A 24,426-nucleotide genomic window follows, 5' to 3' on the forward strand; every position below is an offset into this window, starting at 1 on the left:
GCCTTTGTCTTATTCCTTCACGAATTCCACTCTTCTGGTAAAGGTCTTGTTCTCTGTGGTGCCGGGGACGACAACATCCCCCTCTGTTGTGGTGCTTGCCGATGTCACCTGGTAGGTCATGGTGAGGGTACCGCCGGAGGAGGCGATGCCGTTGATATTGGTCGATACCGGGAAGGTGGTAACCTTCGTATCCATCAGTACCGTACCGTCATCCGCCACCAGGGTGATGCCGACTTCCATTCCCGATACATACTGGGGTGCCTCGGAAGTCGTCGGTGCCACAATGCTGACATTGCACTTATAGGTTACTTTCTGTGCGCCCTGGCTCACCTTAATATCAATGGAGGTTCCCTGATCCACATAGGAACCATGGGAATAGCTCTGATAGCAGATCATGCCCTCTCCCACTTCATCGCTGTAAATATGGGTCACACTGCCTACTGTCAGTCCGGCCTCGATTGCTTCCACCGTACCATCCTGCTCTGACAGTCCGATCAGGTTCGGCACGCGGATCTTCGTATCTTCCTTTCCCAGGCTTACGGTAACGGTGATCACACTGCCTTTCGGCGCCTTATTTCCATCTGCGGGAGTCTGGGCGATCACGCGTCCTGCTTCTATGGTGTCGGAATAATCCTCTGTCTTATTGACCAAAAAGCCCTTGCTTACCAGCTGTGTATTCGCCTCGTCAAAAGTAAGTCCCACCACATTCGGAACTTCTACGCCCTGGGTTCCGGCGCTTGCCGTAAGTGTTACCTTGCTGCCCTTGTCAATCTGGGCACCCTCGCTGACGTCGGTACTGATCACCACACCTTCTGCCACGGAATCAGATTCCTCATATACAACTTCCGTCAGAATTCCCAGTCCGGTCAGTGTATTTCTCGCATCATCCACATTCATGCCCTTCACATCCGGCATGGCGACTTTCTCTGCCTCTTCTTTGGTTTCCTCCGTAGTGATGATCGGACCGGAAGGATTATTGCCTTCGTTCTTTTTCCCGCCGAAGATCTTCACCGCCAGTACGATCAGGATAATACAGATCACCACTCCCGCAACGATTGCCAGAACCGTTGTCACGCGTTCCATCTTGGGATCGTAATCATAATCATCCTCTCCCTCTGCCTCTTCATCATTCTCATACATGGCTTCTGTATCGGACCGTAGGCGCATCGTCTCATCATGATCCTGTTCTTCATACTCCCGGCCACTCTGATACGGAACTTTTCTCTTGATCTGTGCCATATCTTCATCGGAGATCATCCGGGTGCCGCCTTCCATATCCGGATCCTTGTTCACGACAAAGTCCTCCTCCGGATTGATCAGAGACTGCTTCAGGTCTGCAATCAGTTCTGCCATATTCTGATATCTGCGGTCCGGTGATTTCTGACAACACTTTAATACAATACTTGCAACGCTGGAAGGGATCTCCGGCACGAATTCCTTGGGAGAAGGCATTTCTTCCTGAATATGCTTGATGGCAATCGCTACCGTCGTCTCCCCATTGAAGGGGACTCTTCCCGTAAGCATTTCGAACATGGTGATACCCAGTGAATAGATATCACTCTTCTCATCACTGTAACCGCCTCTGGCCTGTTCCGGAGACGTATAGTGTACACTTCCCATTACATTGGAAGTAATCGTATTGCTGGTCGCTGCCTTGGCAATACCGAAATCCGTGACTTTTACTTTGCCGTCTTTGGAAATAATGATATTCTGCGGTTTGATATCCCGGTGAATAATATGATTATTATGTGCTGCCTCAATGCCCATACTCACCTGGATGGCAATGCTTACTGCTTCCTTGTAAGACAGACGGGCCTTTTTCTCAATGTACTTTTTGAGGGTAATGCCCTCCACCAGTTCCATTACAATATAGTAGATTCCGTTTTCTTCCCCTACATCATAGACATTTACGATATTGGGATGCATCAGTCCTGCTGCCGCCTGGGCCTCAATACGGAATTTGGATACAAAATTAGCATTCTCGCTGAATTCCTGCTTCAATACCTTGATTGCCACATATCGGTTCAACTTATGACATTTTGCTTTATAGACATCTGACATACCGCCGGTTCCGATTTTCTCCAGAATCTCATAGCGATCGCCGATCATCATTCCTATTTTGATCATTATTGCTCTCCATTCTTATATAACCTAAGTAACTAAGAGTATTATCTGTCTTATGCGCACGGCTCAATAAGGATAACACTGATATTGTCTCTGCCGCCGTTTGCATTGGCTGCCTCTACCAGACGCTCTGCTTTCTCCACAAGATCTCTTGCACCACTGATGATCATGCGGATCTCTTCATCTTCCAGCATATTCGTCAGTCCGTCCGAACACATAAGGACAGTATCGCCTTCCCTGAGTTCTACGGTAAAAAAGTCCGGCTCTACATGATCCTCCGCACCTACCGCTCTGGTAATAATATTCTTGTCAGGATGATTTCTTGCATCCGCACGGTCTAATCCGCCCATGCGTATCATTTCCTCTACAAGAGAATGATCCCTCGTAATCTGCCGTATCTCACGATTCACCACATAAAGTCTGCTATCACCCACATTGGCCACCTGTAAAAATCTGCCCATGCAGGATGCCACCACAACCGTCGTTCCCATTCCTTCCAGCTTCTTGTCTTCGCCGGCTCTCCTGCGGATCACCTCATTGGCTTCCTCGATCGCTCTACGGAAAATCAGCGTGGGATTTTTTTCAAAAGAACTCTGCATCTCAGCCAGCATGGTCTCTACTGTCACTTTGGATGCATAATCTCCCGCATTATGTCCGCCCATACCGTCCGCTACAATAAACACGTTGGGCAGATTTCCCACCGGTTCCTCAGAGGTATAGATATAGTCCTGATTTACTTTTCTTTTCCTTCCGATATCGGTTATGGAAAACGTCTTGAGCACGTCAATTTTCCTCCTGTGAGAGTCCGTCCGGGTTCTGCATCTCCTGTGTATGACGACGCCTTAACTGTCCGCAGGCTCCGTCAATATCCCGGCCCATCTCTCTTCTAATTGTAACATGTATCTTCTTACTTTCAAGTTTATTTTTAAACGCCTGAATATGCCCGGTATCCGACTGCACGAAGTCCCGCTCTTTAATCGGGTTTACCGGAATCAGGTTAATATGACAGCATAAAGGCTTTGCCAGAGCGATCAGCTCTTTGGCATCCTCTTCCGTATCGTTCACACCGCCTACCAGACTGTATTCAAAAGTGATCCGGCGCCCGGTCTGTTCAAAATAATACCTGCAGACTTCCATCAGTTCTTTGATGGAATACCTGTTGGCAATGGGCATCAGTTTTCTTCTTTTTTCATCTGTGGTTGCATGCAGTGACAATGCCAGGGTAATCTGCAGCTTCTCATCTGCCAGCTGTCGCATTCTCGGCACGATTCCGCAGGTGGACACCGTGACATTTCTCTGGCTGATGTTTAATCCATTCTCATCCGTCAGCAGATGCAGAAACTTTAGAATATTATCATAATTGTCCATGGGTTCTCCGGTTCCCATGACTACCACATTGGAGACCCGTTCCTGCGTCAGTCTCGTGATGGCATAGATCTGATCTAACATCTCCGAAGGCGTCAGGTTCCGCTCCAGTCCATCCAGGGTGGACGCACAGAATCTGCAGCCCATCCGACATCCCACCTGGGAAGAAATGCACACACTGTTGCCGTGTTTGTACTGCATCCACACGCTTTCCACCACATTGCCGTCAGACAGTTCAAATAAAAACTTTTTCGTTCCGTCGATCTTCGACTCCTGTATTCTGACAGGCTTTACACAGGTATATTCATACTTTTCCTTGCATTGTTCCCTGAATTTTGCGGAGAGATTGGTCATCTCGTCAAAGCTTCTCGCTAACTTCACATGCATCCACTCATACATCTGTTTTGCCCGGAAAGCTTTCTCTCCCATACTCTCCAGTTCGGTCTTCAGTTCCTCCAGATTCAGGGATTTGATATCTTTTTTACTATCCATGTCTTATATCTCACGTTCTTCTGCGCAGCCTTGCAAAGTAGAATCCGTCGGTCTCATCCGTTCCCGGCAGAAGTTGTCTCTCCTCCTCTAAAACGAACGGGAACTTTTCCGTGATCCATGCTGCCATGTTCTGATTCTCTTCTCTGTTGATCGTGCAGGTGCTGTACAACAACACGCCACCCGGCTTCACATACCGCCATCCGGCTTCCACGATCTGCCTCTGCAGTTCATGGATAGATTTAAGGCCTTCCGGTGTCACACGATATTTAATGTCTCTCTTTTTGCCCATGACACCTAAGCCCGAACAAGGGACATCCATCAACACAACATCCGCAGATGCTTCCCTCTCTGCGTCATAAACCGTGGCATCATGCACTTCCACTTTCACATTGGTGCGGTGCATACGCTCCAGATTCTCAAGGATCAAAGCCGTCTTATATTCTGACACATCGCGGGATAACACATGTCCCGTCTCTTTCGTATATTCTGCCGCCAGGATCGTCTTGCCTCCCGGTGCCGCACACAGATCCATAACAAAGTCTCCCGGCTTTATTTTTGCTGCTTTTACCGCCAGGGCAGAAGAAGCATCCTGTACAGTGAATTTTCCTTCGGCAAATCCGGGCAGCTCGCTGACGTTTTCCAGATTTTCCGCCAGATATACATAGGGAAGTTCCTTATGTGCGCTTAAGTGGACCCCTGTAGCCTCTATCTTTTTCTTAAGATCCTCACGGTCCGTTTCCGACAATTCCAGGCAAAAACGCAGAGATACCGGATGAATCTTAAGCAGTCCCATGAGAAGTGTTTCCGTTCCCTCCGTGCCGTATACCGGAAGCCACAGATTCACGATCCATTCCGGCATGGAATATTTTACGCTGAAATATTTTACAGGATCCGCAGGATCCGGCAGGGGCATTTTGTCCTTGCTGCGGGATATATTTCGCAGGACGGCATTGACAAACCCCTTCAGAGTACGAAAGCCGCGCTTTGCCGCAAGCTTGCAGGCTTCATTGCATACCGCACTGTCCGGCACCGCATCCATATACAGGATCTGATAGGTACTCATGCGGAGCAAACAACGGATCAGAGACTTCATCTTGCGGACCGGAACGGAAGAAAACCGGTTCAGATAATAATCCAGCTCCAGCTGTCTCTCTATGGTACCCTCTGTAACTCTCTTGATAAATGCCTTATCTCTGGGATCCAGGTAATCGTATTTATCCAGCACTGCTTTTATTAATTTATGGGAAAAATCCTGCCCCTTTTCCAGGTCCAGCAGGATCTCCACAATAATCTCTCTTGTATCGGTGGTTGCAGGCTTCCCCATGCTTAGTCTCTCCTTCTGCGGTTACCGCCATACAACAGGATCAGACGAAGCAGCTGTAATGCGGAGGATGCTGCTCCCGCTACATAGGTAAGGGCTGCCGCTGTCAGCACCTTTTTACCACCGCTTACTTCTTCACTGCCTAACAGTCCGTATTCCTCCACCTTCACGATTGCTCTGCGGGAGGCATTGAATTCCACAGGAAGTGTCACCAGCTGGAAGATCACGGTCAGGGCAAATGCCCAGATTCCCAGCTGGATCAATGTCTGGTTCCAGCTGAGCAGTACTCCTAAGAAAATCAGGGGAATACTTAAGTTGCTTCCGATGTTCACCACCGGTACCAATGCCGCACGAATACTCATAGGTGCATAGCCGTGGGCATGCTGGATCGCATGTCCGCACTCATGGGCAGCCACACTGACTGCGGTGACTGAGGTTCCGTTATAATTATTATATGACAGTCTTACGGTATCTGTCCGGGGATCGTAATGATCGCCGTCGTTTGCGTTCAGACACTCGATCTGTACGTTATACAAGCCTTCTCTATTGAGAAGATTCCGGGCAGCTTCCGCTCCCGTAATTCCTCTCATATTCCGGATCTTACTGTATTTTCGCATGGTGGAATTCACCAGCGCACTGGCCCCAAGGCATAACACCAGTCCGATCAATACCAGAAAATACGTGGGGTCAAAATAATAACCATATCCATAATAACCACCGTACATAGCAAAGTCTCCTTTCTAATTGCCTGGATTGTTTATCACTCCCCCAGGATCTCTCCAGGCTGTACCTTCACGCCTAACAGGAAATCATGGGCTGTCATACGTTTTTTGCCTTCCAGCTGCAATTCCATGACCTTCAGACCGCCTTCCGACGCTGCCACCTCAAAGGAATCCTTATTCACCGTAAGGATCGTTCCCGGGGCTTCCCTGTGAGCCGTCACCATGGGAATCGCCTTCCAGATCTTTAACTGTTTTCCGCGATAAAATGTGTAAGCACTGGGCCAGGGTGTCAGTCCTCTGATCAGTCTGTCCAGTTCGGCTGCCGTTTTGGTGAAGTCCAGTCTGCCCATTTCTTTGGTGATCAGTGCCGCATAGCAGGTCTTCGCATCGTCCTGTTTCTCCGGAGTCAGCTTTCCTGCTTCTAAGAGCGGCAATGCCTCGGTGATCGCTTCTCCGCCGAGCACCATAAGCTTGTCGTGCAATGTTTCAAAAGTATCTTCCGAAGTAATGGGAATCTTCTTCTGATACAACATATCTCCGGTGTCCAGTCCTGCATTCATCTGCATGATGGTCACACCGGTCTCCGTCTCCCCGTCGATGATCACTCTCTGGATCGGAGATGCCCCACGGTATTTCGGAAGCAGGGATGCGTGGATATTCAGGCATCCGTACTTCGGCAGATCCAGGATCTCCTGAGACAGGATCTGTCCGAAGGCTGCCACAATATAGACATCTGCGGGATATTTTTTCAATTCTTCCATAGCCTCGGGAGTCTTGATCCGACGAGGCTGGAATACCGGGATGCCGTGTTTTACAGCACATTCCTTCACCGGCGGAAACTGTAACTGCCCGCTTCTTCCCTTTGCCTTGTCCGGCTGGGTCACCACTGCGGTGATCTCATGTCCCTGTGCGATCAAAGCCTCCAGAGCTCCCACTGCGAAATCAGGGGTTCCCATAAATACGATCTGCATAGCTTATCTCCTTCCCGGAATACTTATTCTTCTTCCTCATCCTCATAGGTCATGTCCTGCAGAGGACCTTCCGCCTTCTCCACATAGAGATGTCCATCCAGGTGATCCAGTTCGTGGCAGATGGCTCTTGCCAATAATTCCGTACCCTCTACTTCGATGGGTTTCATATTGACATCCAAAGCTACCGCTTTCACATAATTGGGTCTGGTCACAATACCAAACTTCCCGGGAACACTTAAGCACCCTTCCTGTCCGGTCTGCTCTCCGCTGCTCTCCACGATCCGGGGATTAATAAGAATATACGGATCCTCTCCGGTGGTGTCGATCACCACAATTCTCTTAAGTATACCCACCTGGGGAGCTGCCAGTCCCACGCCGTTGGCGTCATACATGGTCTCTAACATGTCCTCGATCAATTCCTTCGTCCGGGGAGTCATCTCCTTGACTTCCTTACAGGTCTTGGTCAGTACTTCATCTCCATATTCACGAATATTTCTGATTGCCACAGTTATTACCTCCTATAACACGTTTACCGGGTCAAAATCGAATTGTATACTCAGCTGTCTTGGCTGCCACTGTCTCAAAGTCTCCTCCACACAGTCTTTTACCGCCACCAGCGTATCATACTCCGCATGCTTCGCATAGAACACATACCGGTAAATATCGTTGATTTTACTGATATTTGCAGGGGTCGGTCCCAATATCTGCAAAAAGTCCATATTAGACTTTACCACATCTGCCAGCCTCTGGGCAAGTTGTTTTACGTTTTCTTCCTCTTTGCCGTAGATCTGCACCGCCAGCATATGCGCTGCGGGAGGATATCCCGACAGCTCTCTGTACAGGATCTCCTCCTCATAAAAGCTCTTATAATCCTGAGCTGCCGCGCAGGTAATGGCATAATGATCCGGCTGGTAAGTCTGGATCACCGCTTCTCCCGGAAGTGCCCCTCTGCCTGCTCTGCCCACTGCCTGGGTCAGCAGCTGGAATGTCCTCTCTCCGGCACGGTAATCCGAGGCGTTTAAGGACAGATCTGCCGCCAGGATCCCCACCAGGGTCACCTTCGGGAAATCATGCCCCTTCACGATCATCTGGGTGCCGATGAGCACATCTGCCTCTCCATTCGCGAAAGCGGACAATATTTTCTCATAGCTGTCCTTCGTCCGCGTGGTATCCGCATCCATCCGCAGCGTCCGCACCCCCGGATACAGTTCTTTCAATTTATCTTCGATCTGCTGGGTACCTGCTTTGAATCCCAGAATATATTTCGATCCACACTTCGGGCATAGCTTTGGCATGGGCTGCATATAGCCGCAATAATGGCAGATCAGCCTTCCCCCTTTATGTTCCGAGAGGGAGACATCGCAGTGGGGGCATTTCATGACTTCACCGCAGGCACGACAGGATACGAATCCTGCATACCCTCTTCGATTTAAAAACAGGATGGTCTGCTGCCCCTTGCTTAGCCGGTCTGTCATCAGTTCCTGTAACTTCCTGCTGAAAATAGAACGGTTGCCCTCCTGCAGCTCCTGCCTGAGATCCACCGTGTGTACCGTGGGCAGTTCTCCGCCGGTCAGGCGTTTCGTCAGATGGAACAGCCTGTATTCTCCCTTTCCGGCGCGGTAATACGCCTCTAAGGAAGGGGTCGCCGATCCCAGTACTACGCTGGCTCCGTACAACTTCGCCACTTCCATTGCCGTCTCTCTGGCATGATATTTGGGAGTACTCTCACTTTTGTAACTGTTCTCCTGTTCCTCATCCATGACGATCAGGCCGAGATTGGGGAATGGGGTAAAAAGTGCGGATCTCGGACCTATGATCACATCGATCTCGCCTGCTTTTGCACGCTCGCACTGATCATATTTTTCTCCGGGAGACAATGTGGAATTCATCACACTGACCCGGTCACCGAATCTCTGATAGAACCTAAGCAGTGTCTGGTAGGTCAGGGCAATCTCCGGAATCAGCACGATCGCCTGGCGTCCTTTTTTGATCATCTCGCCGATGAGCTGCATATACACTTCCGTTTTGCCGCTGCCGGTGATGCCATGGATCAGATAGGTCTGCTGTTTCCCGGCATCGAAATCCGCAAGGACTTCCGTTATGATGTACTGCTGTTCCTCACTCAACGTATTATATGTCGTCTCTCCCGCCTGTACCTTCACGGGATTCCGGTAGCTCTCGGAGCTGACAAGTTTTGCCGCGCCCACTTTTACGATACTGTTTACCGTAGCGGCGCTGACGCCCAGTTTCCCGGTTACCCATTCATAGGGAATGCTCTCCTGCTCCGACAAAGTTTTTAACAATCTGGCCTTCGCCACCTGTTTTTTCCGTTCGCACTCTCCCAGGAGAGATACTATCTCTTCCCTGCTCATCAGGCGCACCAGCTGTCTGTGCTCCAGTTTCTTCACGGTCTGCTTCGCCGGCAGGACCGTCTTCAGTGCCTGGATCATGGTACAACCGTAATTGCGCCGGATCCAGGCAGCCAGTGCGATCATTTTGTCCTCCACACCGGTCTCTTTTTCCGGCAGTCCTGCAATCTCCTTGATCTTCTCCGGATCGAACTGACACTGATCCCCTATACTGACCACGTAACCTTTGATCAGACGGTTTCCATTGCCGAAAGGGATCATGACGCAGGCTCCCGGCTCCAATCTGTCCCGCAGTCTCTCCGGTATCCGGTACTGAAATGTCTTATCCAGTTTTTCATGAGAGATATCTACAATGATATCCGCATATAACGTACGCAATCTGTTTTCCTCTCTGTTCACCGGGATCCCGGAAAACTGTCTTATAGGCCCTGACCCGCTGCCGATCCGGGGATATGTCCCTCTGCCAGGATATCCCGGATCAGATCCCGTTCATCCATTGGATGCTTCACGCCTTTGATCTCCTGGTAGTCTTCGTGCCCTTTTCCCGCCAGTACGATGATATCGCCGGGTTCTCCATGTTCAATGGCATAAGTGATGGCTTCCTTGCGGTCGCAGATCTCTACATATTTTCCGTCCGTCTTCGCCATACCGGTCTTGATATCGTTGATAATATCCTGCGGTTCCTCGAACCGGGGATTGTCGGAAGTAATGATGGTCAGATCCGCCAGCCTGCCGCTGACCTCTCCCATCTCGAAACGACGCTGTCTGGAACGGTTGCCGCCGCAGCCAAACAGGCTGACCAGTCTGTGGGGTTCATACTCCCGCAGGGTGGTTAACAGGCTTTCCAGTGCCATGGCATTATGGGCATAGTCGATCAGCAGAGTAAATTGGTCAGAAACCTTGATCATCTCGATACGACCCTTTACTTTTGCCTGTAACAGTGCCTTTTTGATAGCTTCCTCATCCACCTTAAAATGACGGCAGATGGCAATAGCTGCCAGCGCATTGTACACACTGAATTTGCCGGGCATGGGTACTTCCACAGCAAAATTCATCAGACCGGTCACATGGAAGGTCACTCCCAGTTCTCCGGGTTTGTGCACCAGCTGCCGGTTCTCGGCCCGCAGCATGCAGTGCTCTCCCATGCCGAAGCTCTCCAGTGCACAGGTATGTCCCTCCGTCACTGCCTGCCAGTGTTCATCGTCACCGTTGACGATTCCCACCTTGCACTGTTTGAACAACAATCCCTTGCAGTGCAGATATTCCTCAAAGCTTGCATGCTCGTTGGGACCGATATGATCCGGCTCCAGATTTGTAAAAATACCGTAATCGAATACAAATCCCTGGGTGCGGTGCAACATCAGTGCCTGGGAAGATACTTCCATAACTACCGTATCCAGTCCGGCATCCACCATGCGGGCAAAATATTCCTGTAACAGGTAAGATTCCGGTGTGGTGTTATTTGCATGAATATGTTCGTCTCCGATGATCACCTCGATGGTTCCCACCAGTCCCACTTTATAGCCGGCATTCTCCAGAATGGATTTCACCAGGTAGGTGGTCGTGGTCTTGCCCTTGGTGCCCGTGATACCGATAACTTTCAGTTTCTCTGCCGGATGGCCGAACCAGGCTGCGGAGATAAATGCCATGGCATATCGGGTATCCGCTACTTTGATCACAGTCACATCCGCATCCGCAGGAAGCTCTATGTCCTTTTGTACCACCAGCACCCCGGCGCCCTGTGCAGCCACCTGTGCGGCAAAATCATGTCCGTCAAAATTGGCTCCGTTAATACAAATGAACAGGCATCCCGGAATGACTTTACGGGAGTCATAGACTACAGCTGTGATCTCCCGCTCCGTTTTTCCGCATACCTGTTCATATTCCAGTTTATCCAAAAGTTCTGTTAATTTTCTGTTCATACAGGTGTCCACCTTTCTATACCGATATCGGATATCCCATGGTTATTCCGAAAATCTTTGCATACTACGGTATATTTTACTCTATTTTCCGCAAATGTACCACCTATAATTTTTCGATCCCCATTTTCTCAGTTTTCCGTCACACAATCCGCACCGGTCTCCTGTGTGCGGTTAAAGTTCTGTACAAACCCGATCAGCTGTCCTGACAAAAGCACGGTGAACAGCGAATACCCGATGCGCCGTACCGGGATATAGCTCAAGGACATGACCAGCACGATCAGGTCCGACATCAGGTACACCCACTGGATCTTCCAGCCGGTGGCATGGGAAATACTCATGGCCAGGGCATCGTCTCCACTGGGAGCTCCGCCGACGCGCACGCACAGTCCGGCGCCCACACCAACAAACAGTGCACCCACCAGGGCTGCTACAAGGGGCATGTCCGCCAGTCCGGGCCACAGGTGCGGGAATTGTTCGCAGATCTTATATGTACCGGAGAATCCCACCGTAGCCAATGCGGAATAAGCGATGAATTCCTTGCCAAGCAGCCGCCAACCCAGTACATAGCACAAGACATTCATAATGCCACCGGTTAACGCCGGAGAAATGCCGGTCCAGTGCTCCAGTAACAGGGTTGCCCCCAGTACACCGCCTTCGGTAACACCGGAGATAGAGTGTACATGATATAATCCAAATGCCAGAATAAAACTTCCCAATAAGGTTATGGCACATTTTTTAAATGTGATATTTTTCAACGCTTCTTTCCATTCGTAAAGCTGTGATTTCATTTTGTTCATTTTGTAATTTCTGTTCTTTCTATAAATTTGTGTTCGTATCTTTATGATGTCCCGCCTTTGATGCCTACGAATTGTTCCGTGCTGCGCACTCTCACAATTCTACCCTCTATTCGCATATCGTGGGATTATCATTCTTACATTATAACCACGGATATCGGTCTGTCGTCAAGTCTTATCGAAGAATCGAAAAGCCCCAGGCTATTATACCTAGGGCTTTTCGATTTCTTATGAGGGGGGGGAGATAGTGAGTTCATCAACTATCTGAAATACATATTACAGAAAAAATATGTACAGAATGTGTACGAATTCTAATTTAATTCTAAAATGAATCTTGAGGTTTTATAAACTCTGAAAAGTCCTACCGGACACCAAAAAGCCTCAGGCATCGTACCTGAGGCTTTCCGGTTTCTTATGAGGGGGGAGATAGTGAGTTCATCAACTATCTGAAATACATATTACAGAGAAAATGTGTCTATTTTGTGTTCAAAAAATAAAAAAATAGGAATGTGATTCTGAACAGTTACGAAACTATCAGCAATAGTTCTGCATGATATACTGCACTTCTGTCCTGCCCTTATAAGTATTCTGACCGACCTGATATACTACAGACAAAGGAAAATTCCCTCTTCCGGCATAAAGGGTTTCTTCACTTCCGATACCATATTTTTCATTCAAAAAAGCTCCCAGTCGTTCCAGGTCCCCGAAAAACACCAGCGTCTGTATTGCACCTTCCGGTGTCTTCACACGGAATCTGGCACAGGTTTTATTGGCACCCATTTTAAATCCCGCCTGGAAGATCAGATTCTTTTGTGCAAAAAGGGGCTTCGGATTCCCGGTTCCGAAAGGTTCTAATAACGCCAGTTCTCCTGCCAGGGCTTCGTCCGCATATCCCATGGGCATTGCCACATCGATATGTACCCGGGGAATAAAATCATCTTCTGTCAGCGTACAGTTTTTATTGAGAGCAATCCGCAGAGGTTCAATATTCTCCTCCCGCATGGACAGACCTGCCGCCAGCTTATGTCCGCCATACTTGGTAAAAAACTGTTTTACCTGGGTCATGGCATCATACATATGGTATGCTTCGATAGAACGCCCGGATCCCTTCACACCATCTTCGCCTTTGGTAAGGATAAATACCGGATGATGATATTTTTCCCTGACTTTTCCGGCAATGATTCCGGCAATGCTCTCATGGACCTCCGGAAGATAGATCACCATGACCTTATCTTCTGTCATATGATGTTCCAAAATATACTCATCCGCTCTTTGAATCCCCTGGACCGTCAGATTCTTGCGACTTTCGTTTAAATCTTTCAATTCTCTCGCCGCTGTCATGGCATCCGCTCTGGTAAAACTCTGCAAAAGCTCCAGCGCCCTTTTCGCAGTATCCAGTCTGCCCGTAGCATTCAGGCAGGGTCCCAGTACGAATCCCAGATGGTAGGCACTCAACCGGTCCGGCGCGATGTCATTCACCTCCATCAGAGCTTTCAGCCCCTCGTTATATCCCTTTTGGATCCGTTTCAGTCCTTCTTTGACCAGAATACGGTTCTCATCCTTTAACTCCATAACATCGCATACCGTGGAAAGTGCCGCGAATTCCAACAGCTCATCCTGAATATTTATAAGACCCGGATTTCCGGTCTTCTCCGTGATTGCCTGGATCACCTTCAGTGCCACAACGCCGCCGCAGATACCTTGAAACGGATAAGAGCAATCACTGCGCTTGGGATCCACCACCGCCAGTGCCGGGGGCAACTGTTCCTTACGTTCTCCGTTTTCTTCTATGTAAGGAACCTCATGATGATCCGTAACGATCACACGCATGCCAAGGGAATTTGCCAGCTCGATCTGTGGTGCCGCGGCAATTCCGTTATCACAGGTGACGATCATGCCAACGCCTTCCCGCTTCGCCTCTTCGATGAGATGCTCGTTCAATCCATAACCGTCATGAATCCTGTGTGGGATTGCCGTATCCACCTGTGCACCAAGCATCTGAAATCCTTTGGTCAGGATGTAGGAAGAGCAGATTCCGTCCACATCATAATCTCCGATGACCCGGATATGCAGACCTTCCTTTACCGCTTTCAGAATCTCCTCCACTGCCCTGTCCATATCCTTAAGCAGCCAGGGAGAGTAGCAGTCCTCCAGTTTTCCATAGAGGAACTTCTGAATCTGGCTCTCTTCCGTCAGATCACGGTTTCTAAGGATCCTCGCTGTCACCGGACTGATATGAAATTCCTTCGCCCATTTATCAAAATCTGCCTTCTTTGCAGCCACATACCATTTTTCCATGCAGGTTCCCACTTTCGTAATTGTTTTTCCCTGAGACTCACTCCTTAGGTATTATAGCATAAAAAAGGCTTGTGCATCTCCTTTTTTGTGTATCAGGTAGATTCCCGGATGATCAAGGTTGGGAATGTGATATGGGACTGCACATAGAGATTCGATCTTTTAATCTTCTGCAAAATATATTTCCCTGCCTGCACCCCCATATCGTAGACATCGATGTTCACGACAGAGAGCATGGGCTTCAGGATCTGAGAAAACGGGAAGTCGTCAAAAGTAATCACCTTCATTTCCTCCGGGATCAGGATTCCCCTGTCATGAAGGGCATTCACACAGCCGTAGGCGATATAGTTGTCCGCACACACTAACGCATCCGGACGTCTTCTGTTCTCCAGGATCTGCATGGTCATCCGGTAACCGCTGTCACAAACGGATTCTCCTTTTTTCACATATTCTCTGGGCAGTAACACATCATGCTCTTTAAGTACTGTCAGAACTCCGTCCAGACGTCTCGCTGAGATCTGGTCCTCCGGCTTGCCTCCGATAAAAGCCACCGACTGACAGCCCCGCTCCAGCAGATGCTTCGCCGCCAGTTCTCCCGCCAGCCGGTTATCGATATCGAGCCAGCAGAAATGGCTGTTAAAATTCGGATTACCGATCACAATATGCGGGATCTCATGGGTAAACAGCAGTTCATCCAGTGCCTGGGAGATCACTGACGCATGGATCACAAACCCATCTGCCTGCTTGGTATCCGCTGCATTCCGGATAAATTCCGCACAGTCTCCCGCTGCTATATTCCTGACTACAAGCGTATAGTCCTTCTGTGCCAGCACTTCCTCCAACCCACACAAGATCTCAAACATCTGTGGATTGGCAAACCCGGTTCCTTTTCCCAGCTCTGCCACAAATATAATGGTTCGTGCAGACTGCCTGGCGAAATTTTTCGCCCGCAGATTCGGATGATAATCCAGCTCCTCCATAGCTTTTCGTACTTTATCTGCCGTCTCCTGCGAGATCGAATAAGAGCCGTTCATCACTTTCGATACGGTTGCCGTAGAAGTTCCCGCCAGTTTTGCCACATCCTTAATGGTTGCCCCCATCGTTCACCCTCCTCGTGCGATTTTCTCTGAGAATATTTTAATCCCTTGCCCGGATCAGTGCAAATCCTTTTGCTGCCAACTGTCCTTCCTTAAGACCTTCCTGCCAAAGAATCTCTCCGCCCAGCAGTTCTTCAGGAAGGGGGACGTTTTCCTCTTCCATATTCAGAAAAATACGGATACTTTCTATACTGCCATCTTCTTTCTCCAGATATCTTTCATAGCCATACACTCTGCTGCCTGGTTCCGCCAACAGGGTGCGGTACTCTCCTCTCCGCAGGACAGCCTCCTTTTTGCGCAGGGTAATTGCTTTCTGATATAGCAAAAACAAAGGACTGCTCTCATCCAGTGTATCCCAGGGCATGGGCTGTCTGTATTCCTCCTCCAGGATACCGGTCAGTCCCACCTCATCCCCATAGAATACAGAGGGCATTCCGGGGAAAGTCATCTGAAAGATCACCGCCAGGCGGAAGCTTTCTTCATCCCGGCACAACGAGCGGAACCGGCTGACATCATGGCTGTCTAAAAGGTTTAACTGTGCATAGACCGTCTGCTTACGATAGCGCATACGCATATCCGTCATGCGGCTGTCAAACTCCCTGGCATCTGCCGTCTGTTCCCCAAAAAATCTCCGGCAGTGCTTACGGAAATCATAATTCATCGTAGAATCAAACATGGTTCCATCCAGCCAGTGTGCCGCACTCTCCCATACTTCTCCGATGAGAATAGCATTGGGATCCACACTTTTTACGCTCTCTCTGAATTTTCTCCAGAAGCCGTCATTGATCTCACTTGCCACATCCAGCCGCCACCCGTCGATATGGAATTTTTCCACCCAGTAGCGCCCCACTTTGCAGAAATATTCTGCGGTCTCCGGATTTGCCAGATTTAGTTTCGGCATCATCCGTTCATAGCCAAAACATTCATATCCCGGATATTCCTCCGGATCCTCCGGTCGCACCACCGGATAGGTAAGTCCATAGAACCAGTCTCTGTAAGCTGACTGTTCTCCTTTTTTCACCACATCATCAAAGGCGAAAAAATACCAGCCGCAATGATTGAACACACCGTCAATGATTACTTTCAGTCCGTTCGCATGAAATACATCGATCAGCCGGTGAAAATCATCATCGGTTCCGAAACAGGGATCAATGTGAAAATAATCTAACAGATCGTACTTATGATATTCTCCGGCGACAAAGATCGGATTGATATAAATAGCGTTCACGCCGAGGTTCTTCAGGTACTCCACGTTCTCGCAGATCCCACGGATCGTACCGCCGAGCTTTCCCCTCGTCGGTATACCGCCCCATTCCTTCTCCTCTCCTCTGCCGCAAAGATACCGGTATTCAGTGGCAAAGCTGTCGGGAAAAATATTATAGATGATCGTATCCTGTGCCCATTCGGGAGGTGCAACAATATCTGCGCGGTGATTGAACGGCAGCTGATAATATTCCGAGCGGTCATCCACGGTATGATCCGTGAATCGTTCTCCGTAGTACAACACCTCTTCCCTGCCATCGGACAATGTGAAATAATAGCAAAGTCTTTTATAGGGATGCTCCAGCGTAGTCTCCCAGTAATCGAATTCTTCCGTCTGCGCCACCACTGCCATCTTCTGTTCTGTAAAAAGCACCGGTGTCAGGCGACAGGCTCTGTCTCCGTAATGGAGAATGCATTCTGTCAGATCCCCTCTGCCTGCCCGCAGACGGAGCACAATATGCTCTTCATCTGTCCCGTATGCATACTGGGACATGGGTATATGTAATACTGCACTTCGATTCATACTTCCTCTTTCTGCGGTCTATCCCTTCACTCCACCGGAGGTCAGACCCTCTGTCATGTTCTTTTGCAATGCGAAAAATACGATCAGGATCGGCAGAGACACGATCAGGGATGCTGCCGAGAAAATCGGCCAGCTTCCGCTCATCTCCGTCGCCTGCAGCGAATATAAGCCCGCTGCCAGTGTATAAGTATCGGATCCCGTCATGAAATTGATGGCGAAAATATACTCGTTCCATACATAGACGAGAACCATCATAGCCGTTACCGCAATGGTAGGCTTAGCAAGCGGCAGTACGATCTTTGTCACCTGTTCTAACTGTGTGGCTCCGTCGATCATGGCTGCCTCCTCGATCTCCACCGGAATCGTGTCAAAATATCCCTTCATATTCCATAGTGCAAACACTGCCATCGTACCGGTATACACAATGACCAGACCAGTTCTGGTATTGATCAGCCCCATAGGACTAAGCAGCTTATACAGGGCCGTCATGGACAAAAGGGACGGAAATGCATAAAGTAAAATCAACAGCTTCAAAATCGCTTTTCTGCCGGGAAATCGTTTCCGGGAAAAAGCATACGCCGCAGGGATTCCGGTCCCCAGCGAGATCACCAGTGTGGTCACCGCCAGGATCAGACTGTTCTTCAGCCACAAAAGCACCGGTTTCTCGGTAAAAACTGCCTTATAGTTCTGCAAAGTCATATGCTTTGGCAAAAAGGAAAAGTCAGATCCCAACAGGCTGTTCTCCGCATTCAGCGACACGGAAAACGCATACAATACCGGCACCAGCACGAAAAAGCATACCAGGATGAAAAACACATTTACCGTTATAAGTACCAGCACATGTTTCGTCTTTTTACTCATCTGCTCTCCTCCTTTCTGCCGTTTGTCACCAGAGAAAACACTAACAGCATTCCGAAGATCAGAATGGAAATCGCCGAACTATAGCCATAATTGTTCGTAATAAATGCCTTCTCATATGCGTAAGTCAAAATGGTATGAATATTTGCACCAGTCTTGGATCCCACCTGCTGGGTCAGCAGATAGATGACATCGAACTGTTTAAAAGTCGTAAATGTCGTGATCATAACCGACGGTGCTATAATGGGGCGGATCATCGGAACCGTAATATATCTCGTCCGCTCCAGCCAGGTGGCGCCGTCTAGCAGCGCACTTTCGTAAAAACTCCGGTCCACGCTCTGCAGTGCCCCGTCAATGATAGTGATCATGAAGGGTAACGCCAGCCAGAGGTTCACTGTCGTACAGCTGATGAATGCGATCACGTCACTTCCAAGCCATCTCACCGGTTCCATTCCCAGTCTGATCATCCATTGATTCAACAGACCGAACTGGGAATTGAACATTCCTGTCTTCCACAGCAGGATGGATACATACCCCGGCATGGCCCAGGGGAAGATCAACAGGGTACGATAGACATTCCGCAGTCTCAATCCCTTGATATTGAGAAGTGTCGCCATGATAAAAGCGATCACCAGCTGCAACACCATATTTACCACGGTCCACAATATCGTCACAAGCAGTGCCGTCAGGAAACCATTATCAAATACCAGCAAGGCATCCTTATAATTCTCCAGTCCGATGAACTCATAATTATTCCAGTGATAAATATTCATGTTGGTCATGGAGATATATCCGGTATAGAGGATCGGGAAGATTACGATCAACAGGATCAATACTAAGGACGGCAGTGACCAGCTGTAGGCAAACAGTGTCTCTCTTCTTTTTTTATTCTGTTGTCTGTTCCCATGAGCATTTTTATTTCTTGCCATATTTATTCGTTCCACATCCTTTTGCCTGATTATGCCTGATTACGCAGCGTCACTTATTTCATGGATTCGATCAGCTGCAAAGCTTCCTTCTGTGCTTTCTCCGCACTTTCCGCCACATCATTGCCCGCCATGTTGACATCCGTCAGCAGTCCGCTGGCTACGGTCCACATCACATCCATCTCCGGCAGATTCGGCATGGGCACCGCATTTTCCGCAGTCTCCTTCATAGCCATGACCACTTCATCACCGTTTACTTCTTCATAACTGTAACAATTTTCTCTGGCAGGAGCACAACCACTGGCCTGTGCCAGCGCAATACCCACCTCGTCCTTCATAAGTACCCGCAGTACCTGCTCTACCGCATCCTTTTTATTCTCTGCTGCATTTTTCAGCACCTGGACACCCTGTACTCCCATATAGGGAGCGATTGGTTTTCCGGTCTCATCGATCACAGGCATAGAGGCGATTCCCACGTCCATTCCGCTTTCTCTTACTGTCGGGATCAGCCAGGGACCGGCTATGGTTGCATGCGCCATTCCTTCTTTGAACAGAGTATTCACTGTGGCGTACTCGGTCTCCCCGGGCATGAGATCCACGAACTTTTTATGATAGGCCAGGGCTTCCTCTGTCTCCGGCAGATTTAATCCCGGCTCTCCGGCATCATTCAGGATATAGCCTCCGAATCCATTGATCCAGCCTGCCGCATAATAAGGGGTACTATGCTGTTCCACGAACCCGTAATGTCCTCCACGGGTATTCTCCTGCATGTAAGCATACAGTTCCTCTGTCGTAGCCGGCACTTCCTCATCCTTCATGTAGAGACGGTTATACATAAAAAGTAAGGTCTCATAATAGATAGGAAGCTGATAGACCGTTCCCTTATAAGTCGCCGCTTCGATCGTGTTATCCATATAGGCATCCAGTTCCTCTGCCGGAATGATATCCGTGATAGGCGACAGAATGTCCATTTCTGCATAGACACCTATCTTATCATGGGCAAAAAAGTACATATCCGGAGCTGCCTTAGGATCATTTCCCACCATTTTGAGAGCTTCTGTCAGATCACTCTTTTTCTCCAGTACTACGTGGATCTGCGGCTCTAATTGGGCAAATTCCTCTTCCAGGACCTGCGTTACCGCATCTTCCTTGTCATGCCAGATGGTGATCGTAACCTCTCCGTCCGTCTTTTCGCCCTGCGCTGTCTGCTCCACCGTCTGGCTGCCACAGCCGGTCAGGCTGCCAATGGTCAGTCCTGCTGTCACGATCCATGCCCATGCTCTGTTCCGGATTCTTTTCTGATTTTTATTCTTCATATCCTGCACTCCTTTGATATGTACTTTCCTGCTGCTTGTTTTTATATCTTATTTCTGTGACTTTTTCTTTGAGACTGCTACTGCCGCGCCACCTGCTGCCACCACTACCAGCACGCCGATCACGATGGGTACGACCGGAGTGGATTTCTCTGTATTCTCCGCTGCTTCGATTGTCGCTTCCACAGCTTCCGCAGGCTCTTGTGTTGCCACAGTTTCGTTCGTCTCTTCCAGCGCGATTTCTTCATAAGATACGGTGTAATCCTCCGGACCGTTTATCGTAAGCCAGATATCCTTACCGGTCTCTACGGAAATATCCGTTGTCTGTACACTGCCTTCATTACCATTGACGATTATGGAATTCACCCAGCCGGGAATCTCTTTTACCAGCCAGCCTCCTTCGCCTTCCTCTAATGCCTCTCCGGGCCATGCTGCAAATGCGTTAGTGCCGTCCGGTGCCGACCATGCCCACAGACAGGGACCGTTCCAGTCCGCAGGAGCAGATACATGGATCGTCACATTGGGAATTTCTGCCTGATCCGGATTCTTATAGCTGAAATCGTAGCTGCCGTCGGCTGCTACCGTTACCCAAAGCTCTGCGGGATCAATGGAAATATCTTCTGTCTGTACAGTTCCTTCGTTCGCATTGACAATGATGGAATTGACCCATACCGGAACCTTGATGCTGTACCAGCCATCTTCACCTGCTTTCATCTCTTCCCCGGGCCATGCAGCAAAGGCATTGGTGCCATCCGGTGCCGACCACGCCCACAGGCAGGGGGCTTCCCAGGAATCATCTACTTTTGCATGTACCACAAATTTCTCTACGTAAGCCGGTGCCTCTCCGGTAGTCCTGCTCTCATAAGAGATCTCTACGGTGTCCGCTGCACTCACCGTGATCCATGCTGCATTGGTATCCAGAATCTGCTCCTCGGTCTGCACGCTGCCCTCATTGGCATTGACGATCACATGATTCGCCCATGCAGGAAGCCAGATATAATACCAACCGTCATTAGCTGCATCTGTTTCCATCTCCTCGCCGGGCCATGCTGTAAACGCATTATTGCCGTCGCTGTCCCACGCCCACACACAAGGATTTTCCCAGTCCTCCGGCACCTGCACATAAAGCGCATTTCTCTCTTCTGTATTCTGTGTTGTTTCTGCATTTGCCGTCATCGGCAGAATCCCGATCACCAGCAGAAGCATCATCAGAAATGATCCACAACGTCTTATCACCTTACCCATAATATCCTCTCTTTCCGATTGTGTTATATTTTCGTAACTATTCAGAACCCAATCGCAAAACCGCTCTTTCAGAGCTTTCCTTTTGCTCATGTGGTTACTTCGCCAAAGAAATTTTCAAAATTATGCTCATTCATGCAAGCATGATTCGCAAATTTGCGAAAATTACCTTGGCTCTGAATAGTTACATATTTTCTGTAACCTTTCTGTCGTTTCAACCGTTTTAAAAAGTGCACTTTCCCTTGGGTTATTTTGATTATAACGTTGCTGTTTCCGGATGGTCAATTTGATTTTGGGTAATCGTTTTCCCTCTGCATTATTTATTTTTCACAGTTTCATCCTTTCTTTTTTGGCTGTTATTCACAAATATTTTTTAGGTTTCCTGCGTTTTCCTAAATATTTGTGAAAGTTTCACGAAAATGTTTCCTATGAAGTACCCATTAGAAACGTGCACCGCAAGGCGCAAACATAAAAGGAGATGGAAGTCTTTCGCTTCCATCTCCTTTGAAAATACTTTTATGCTATTTTTATTACTTTTTACTTATTCCTACTTATTTTGCCTTGGGTGCGAACTTTTTTCTCAGTACATACCACAGGGCACCTGCAATACATACAGAGGAATAAGCACCACAGATGATACCTACCATCAGGGGCAGAGCGAAGTCACGGATGCTGGTCACACCCCAAATGTACAACGCGCCTACCATTACCAGAGTGGTCAGGGAGGTGAATAAGCTTCGGGACAGTGTCTGGGTGATGCTGTGGTTTACAACATCCTGCAGATCATCCTTCTTGGTCATAACTGCCATATTCTCACGTACACGATCGAAGATTACAATGGTGGCATTGATTGAGTAACCTACGATGGTCAGCAGACACGCGATAAAGGTATTGCTGACGGATACTCTTGCCAGTGCGTAGAAGGTGATGACTACCAGCACATCGTGAAGCAGACAGGCAATACTGCTGACACCGAAACGGATATCGCTGAAACGGAAGCGGATATAGATCAGCATGCAGATGATTGCTACTACTACCGCCAGGATCGTATCGGACTTCATCTCGTTACTGATGGTGGAGCTGATGGTCTCAGAGGTGATCAGTGTCTCATCCACACCAAAATTATCCACGAACATCTGATTCAGTGCCTGTCTCTGATCCACATCCAGAGAACCGGTCTTGAAGATAACTTCATTGGAGCCCTGTACGGTCTGGATCTGAACTGCACTGCCGGTGGTGCTCTCGATCAGAGGTACCATCTCGCTGTTGATCTCTTCCAGCGTATAGCTCTTATCAAAAGTGACAGTAGTTGCAGTACCGCCCTTGAACTCCAGGCTGTAATTCAGCGCATCGCCGGTGTTCATCTTGTAGACACCCATAGTAATAAATCCTGCAAGGATCACTGCCAGAGACAGTCCGAAGAAGATTCCCTTCTTGCCTAAGAAGTTCACTGTCTTGTGTTCCTTACCTACACCATACCACTTGGGATCCTTTAATCCCAGTGCATAGAAAGCTTTCATGATATACTTGGTCACTACCAGTGCAGTGAACATGGATAATACGATACCAAGTGCCAGCGTCTGTGCAAAGCCCTTTACGGTACCAGGTCCTAGCAGCCACAGCACTGCTGCTGCGATCAGGGTAGTCACATTACCGTCGATGATAGCGGACAGTGCCTTGTCATAACCGATCTGCATGGCACTCTTAACAGTCTTGCCGGTTGCCAGTTCCTCACGGATACGGGCAAATACGATAACGTTGGCATCCACTGCCATACCGATGGACAGGATGATACCTGCGATACCGGACAGGGTCAGGGTCATGTCAAAGCCGTTCAGCAAAAGTACTACCAATGCTACATAAATGCCCAGTGCAATGACAGAAGCAAATCCGGGCAGGAAATATACTGCGATCATGAAAACAGCCACTACGATAAATCCGATCACTGCTGCTTTTAAGCTGGTGGAGATGGCTTCCACACCCAGCTGTGCGCCAACTACCTTGGAATGCAGCTCTTCCAGCTCCAGCTTCAGTCCACCGATACGGATGGTGGAAGCCAGGCTCTCTGCCTCTTCATAAGAGTTCATGGGAGATATCTGTGCATTACCGTCGGAGAATACACCTTTTACGGAAGGAACACTTACAAAGGATCCATCATAATAGATACCCAGGGTCTCGCCCTTCTCGTAAGCATTTCTGGTAGCCTCTTCAAACTTTTTAGTACCTTCCTCCGTCATTACCAGGTCTACCGCATAGGTGGAATTGCCCATCGTCTGATCCTTGATAGAGCCTGCGGTAGCAGTCTTGACATCCGTACCCTCCAGCATGATGGATCCATCTGCCTTCAGTTCATCGATGGTCTTATTCAGAGCGTACGCATAGCTTGCATTGCCCTGTGCATCGGTCACTGCCTGCATAGAGTAGTTCGCATTGCCGTCCTTGTCTGTCTCTGCAATGAAATACAGGGAACCGGGACGTCCCAGCTCTTCCAGGATCTTGTTGGCATCTGTTACACCGGGGATCTCGATATTGATACGATCGGTACCCTCCTGGTATACAATAGCCTCTTTACTGTAATTCTCAACACGCTTCTGCAGCTTGGCAATAGTATCTGCCATATCAGTTGCATCCGGCTCTTCATCGCCTACCACCTGATAAGTGATGCTGACACCACCGGCCAGATCCAGTCCCAGACTGATGTCTGAAGCACTGGCAGTTCCTTCCGCATCTACGCCATTAAGATCCACATAGCCGACACCCAGCAGGACCAGAAGTGCGCAGAGCAGAATGATGATTGCTTTACTTTTTTTCATCTTTCCTTTGTCCTTT

Annotated in this window: 18 protein-coding genes; all 18 read right to left on the bottom strand. The window is 48.9% G+C overall.

All coding sequences use genetic code 11. The annotated features are described in order from the left end of the window. Positions 1-9: 9 nt before the first annotated feature. Positions 10-2,127 (bottom strand): Stk1 family PASTA domain-containing Ser/Thr kinase, encoded by a 2,118-nt coding sequence (pknB, locus tag H9Q77_RS09800; protein WP_249325353.1) that lies wholly within the window; start codon positions 2,125-2,127, stop codon positions 10-12. A 50-nt stretch (positions 2,128-2,177) separates the two neighbouring features. Beyond that, a complete protein-coding gene (locus H9Q77_RS09805) occupies positions 2,178-2,906 on the bottom strand; it encodes a Stp1/IreP family PP2C-type Ser/Thr phosphatase (protein WP_249325354.1) in 729 nt (242 codons plus the stop codon). Position 2,907: 1 nt separating this feature from the next. Further along, positions 2,908-3,981 (bottom strand): 23S rRNA (adenine(2503)-C(2))-methyltransferase RlmN, encoded by a 1,074-nt coding sequence (gene rlmN / locus H9Q77_RS09810; protein ID WP_022154174.1) that lies wholly within the window; start codon positions 3,979-3,981, stop codon positions 2,908-2,910. 10 nt (positions 3,982-3,991) lie between these two features. Further along, a complete protein-coding gene (gene rsmB / locus H9Q77_RS09815; RefSeq protein ID WP_249325356.1) occupies positions 3,992-5,305 on the bottom strand; it encodes a 16S rRNA (cytosine(967)-C(5))-methyltransferase RsmB in 1,314 nt (437 codons plus the stop codon). Positions 5,306-5,307: 2 nt separating this feature from the next. After that, positions 5,308-6,027, bottom strand: a complete 720-nt coding sequence (locus H9Q77_RS09820) for a zinc metallopeptidase (RefSeq protein ID WP_118546039.1) — start codon at positions 6,025-6,027, stop codon at positions 5,308-5,310. 35 nt (positions 6,028-6,062) lie between these two features. Continuing rightward, complete coding sequence (gene fmt, locus H9Q77_RS09825) at positions 6,063-6,995, bottom strand: methionyl-tRNA formyltransferase (RefSeq protein ID WP_118550889.1); 933 nt, start codon at positions 6,993-6,995, stop codon at positions 6,063-6,065. Positions 6,996-7,018: 23 nt separating this feature from the next. Continuing rightward, positions 7,019-7,501, bottom strand: a complete 483-nt coding sequence (gene def / locus H9Q77_RS09830; RefSeq protein WP_118546035.1) for a peptide deformylase — start codon at positions 7,499-7,501, stop codon at positions 7,019-7,021. Between the two features lie 12 nt (positions 7,502-7,513). After that, positions 7,514-9,742: a replication restart helicase PriA gene (gene priA / locus H9Q77_RS09835; RefSeq protein ID WP_249325358.1), complete on the bottom strand. Its 2,229-nt coding sequence runs from the start codon at positions 9,740-9,742 to the stop codon at positions 7,514-7,516. Positions 9,743-9,783: 41 nt separating this feature from the next. Beyond that, positions 9,784-11,286, bottom strand: coding sequence for a UDP-N-acetylmuramoyl-L-alanyl-D-glutamate--2,6-diaminopimelate ligase (locus H9Q77_RS09840; RefSeq protein ID WP_249325360.1), 1,503 nt, complete (start codon positions 11,284-11,286; stop codon positions 9,784-9,786). Positions 11,287-11,414: 128 nt separating this feature from the next. Continuing rightward, on the bottom strand, positions 11,415-12,083 hold the full coding sequence (locus H9Q77_RS09845; RefSeq protein WP_249325362.1) for a YitT family protein: 669 nt from the start codon (positions 12,081-12,083) through the stop codon (positions 11,415-11,417). 531 nt (positions 12,084-12,614) lie between these two features. Further along, entirely contained in the window at positions 12,615-14,378 is a 1,764-nt protein-coding gene (gene recJ, locus H9Q77_RS09850; RefSeq protein WP_249325363.1) for a single-stranded-DNA-specific exonuclease RecJ, read from the bottom strand. A 92-nt stretch (positions 14,379-14,470) separates the two neighbouring features. Beyond that, positions 14,471-15,475, bottom strand: coding sequence for a LacI family DNA-binding transcriptional regulator (locus tag H9Q77_RS09855; RefSeq protein ID WP_249325364.1), 1,005 nt, complete (start codon positions 15,473-15,475; stop codon positions 14,471-14,473). Between the two features lie 37 nt (positions 15,476-15,512). After that, on the bottom strand, positions 15,513-17,258 hold the full coding sequence (locus H9Q77_RS09860) for a glycoside hydrolase family 13 protein (protein ID WP_118546021.1): 1,746 nt from the start codon (positions 17,256-17,258) through the stop codon (positions 15,513-15,515). An 18-nt stretch (positions 17,259-17,276) separates the two neighbouring features. Beyond that, complete coding sequence (locus H9Q77_RS09865) at positions 17,277-18,119, bottom strand: sugar ABC transporter permease (RefSeq protein ID WP_118546019.1); 843 nt, start codon at positions 18,117-18,119, stop codon at positions 17,277-17,279. Next, positions 18,116-19,045, bottom strand: a complete 930-nt coding sequence (locus H9Q77_RS09870) for a carbohydrate ABC transporter permease (RefSeq protein WP_249325365.1) — start codon at positions 19,043-19,045, stop codon at positions 18,116-18,118. The genes H9Q77_RS09865 and H9Q77_RS09870 overlap by 4 nt, the downstream gene beginning before the upstream one ends. Positions 19,046-19,098: 53 nt before the next feature. Then, positions 19,099-20,358: an extracellular solute-binding protein gene (locus tag H9Q77_RS09875; RefSeq protein ID WP_118546017.1), complete on the bottom strand. Its 1,260-nt coding sequence runs from the start codon at positions 20,356-20,358 to the stop codon at positions 19,099-19,101. Between the two features lie 48 nt (positions 20,359-20,406). Continuing rightward, the gene (locus H9Q77_RS09880; RefSeq protein WP_249325366.1) at positions 20,407-21,600 is read right to left on the bottom strand and encodes a starch-binding protein; all 1,194 of its coding nucleotides are present in this window, start codon (positions 21,598-21,600) and stop codon (positions 20,407-20,409) included. 548 nt (positions 21,601-22,148) lie between these two features. After that, a complete protein-coding gene (secD, locus tag H9Q77_RS09885) occupies positions 22,149-24,410 on the bottom strand; it encodes a protein translocase subunit SecD (protein WP_249325367.1) in 2,262 nt (753 codons plus the stop codon). Positions 24,411-24,426: the final 16 nt, after the last annotated feature.

Origin of the sequence: Simiaoa sunii, assembly GCF_014337175.1 — a bacterium.
GTDB classification, from domain to species: domain Bacteria; phylum Bacillota; class Clostridia; order Lachnospirales; family Lachnospiraceae; genus Acetatifactor; species Acetatifactor intestinalis.

Coding starts and splice junctions, on each gene's coding strand:
- pknB (WP_249325353.1), bottom strand. CDS start 2,127: ATGATCAAAATAGGAATGATGATCGGCGATCGCTATGAGATTCTGGAG.
- rlmN (WP_022154174.1), bottom strand. CDS start 3,981: ATGGATAGTAAAAAAGATATCAAATCCCTGAATCTGGAGGAACTGAAG.
- rsmB (WP_249325356.1), bottom strand. CDS start 5,305: ATGGGGAAGCCTGCAACCACCGATACAAGAGAGATTATTGTGGAGATC.
- H9Q77_RS09820 (WP_118546039.1), bottom strand. CDS start 6,027: ATGTACGGTGGTTATTATGGATATGGTTATTATTTTGACCCCACGTAT.
- fmt (WP_118550889.1), bottom strand. CDS start 6,995: ATGCAGATCGTATTTATGGGAACCCCTGATTTCGCAGTGGGAGCTCTG.
- H9Q77_RS09840 (WP_249325360.1), bottom strand. CDS start 11,286: ATGAACAGAAAATTAACAGAACTTTTGGATAAACTGGAATATGAACAG.
- H9Q77_RS09845 (WP_249325362.1), bottom strand. CDS start 12,083: ATGAACAAAATGAAATCACAGCTTTACGAATGGAAAGAAGCGTTGAAA.
- recJ (WP_249325363.1), bottom strand. CDS start 14,378: ATGGAAAAATGGTATGTGGCTGCAAAGAAGGCAGATTTTGATAAATGG.
- H9Q77_RS09855 (WP_249325364.1), bottom strand. CDS start 15,475: ATGGGGGCAACCATTAAGGATGTGGCAAAACTGGCGGGAACTTCTACG.
- H9Q77_RS09860 (WP_118546021.1), bottom strand. CDS start 17,258: ATGAATCGAAGTGCAGTATTACATATACCCATGTCCCAGTATGCATAC.
- H9Q77_RS09865 (WP_118546019.1), bottom strand. CDS start 18,119: ATGAGTAAAAAGACGAAACATGTGCTGGTACTTATAACGGTAAATGTG.
- H9Q77_RS09870 (WP_249325365.1), bottom strand. CDS start 19,045: ATGGCAAGAAATAAAAATGCTCATGGGAACAGACAACAGAATAAAAAA.
- H9Q77_RS09875 (WP_118546017.1), bottom strand. CDS start 20,358: ATGAAGAATAAAAATCAGAAAAGAATCCGGAACAGAGCATGGGCATGG.
- H9Q77_RS09880 (WP_249325366.1), bottom strand. CDS start 21,600: ATGGGTAAGGTGATAAGACGTTGTGGATCATTTCTGATGATGCTTCTG.
- secD (WP_249325367.1), bottom strand. CDS start 24,410: ATGAAAAAAAGTAAAGCAATCATCATTCTGCTCTGCGCACTTCTGGTC.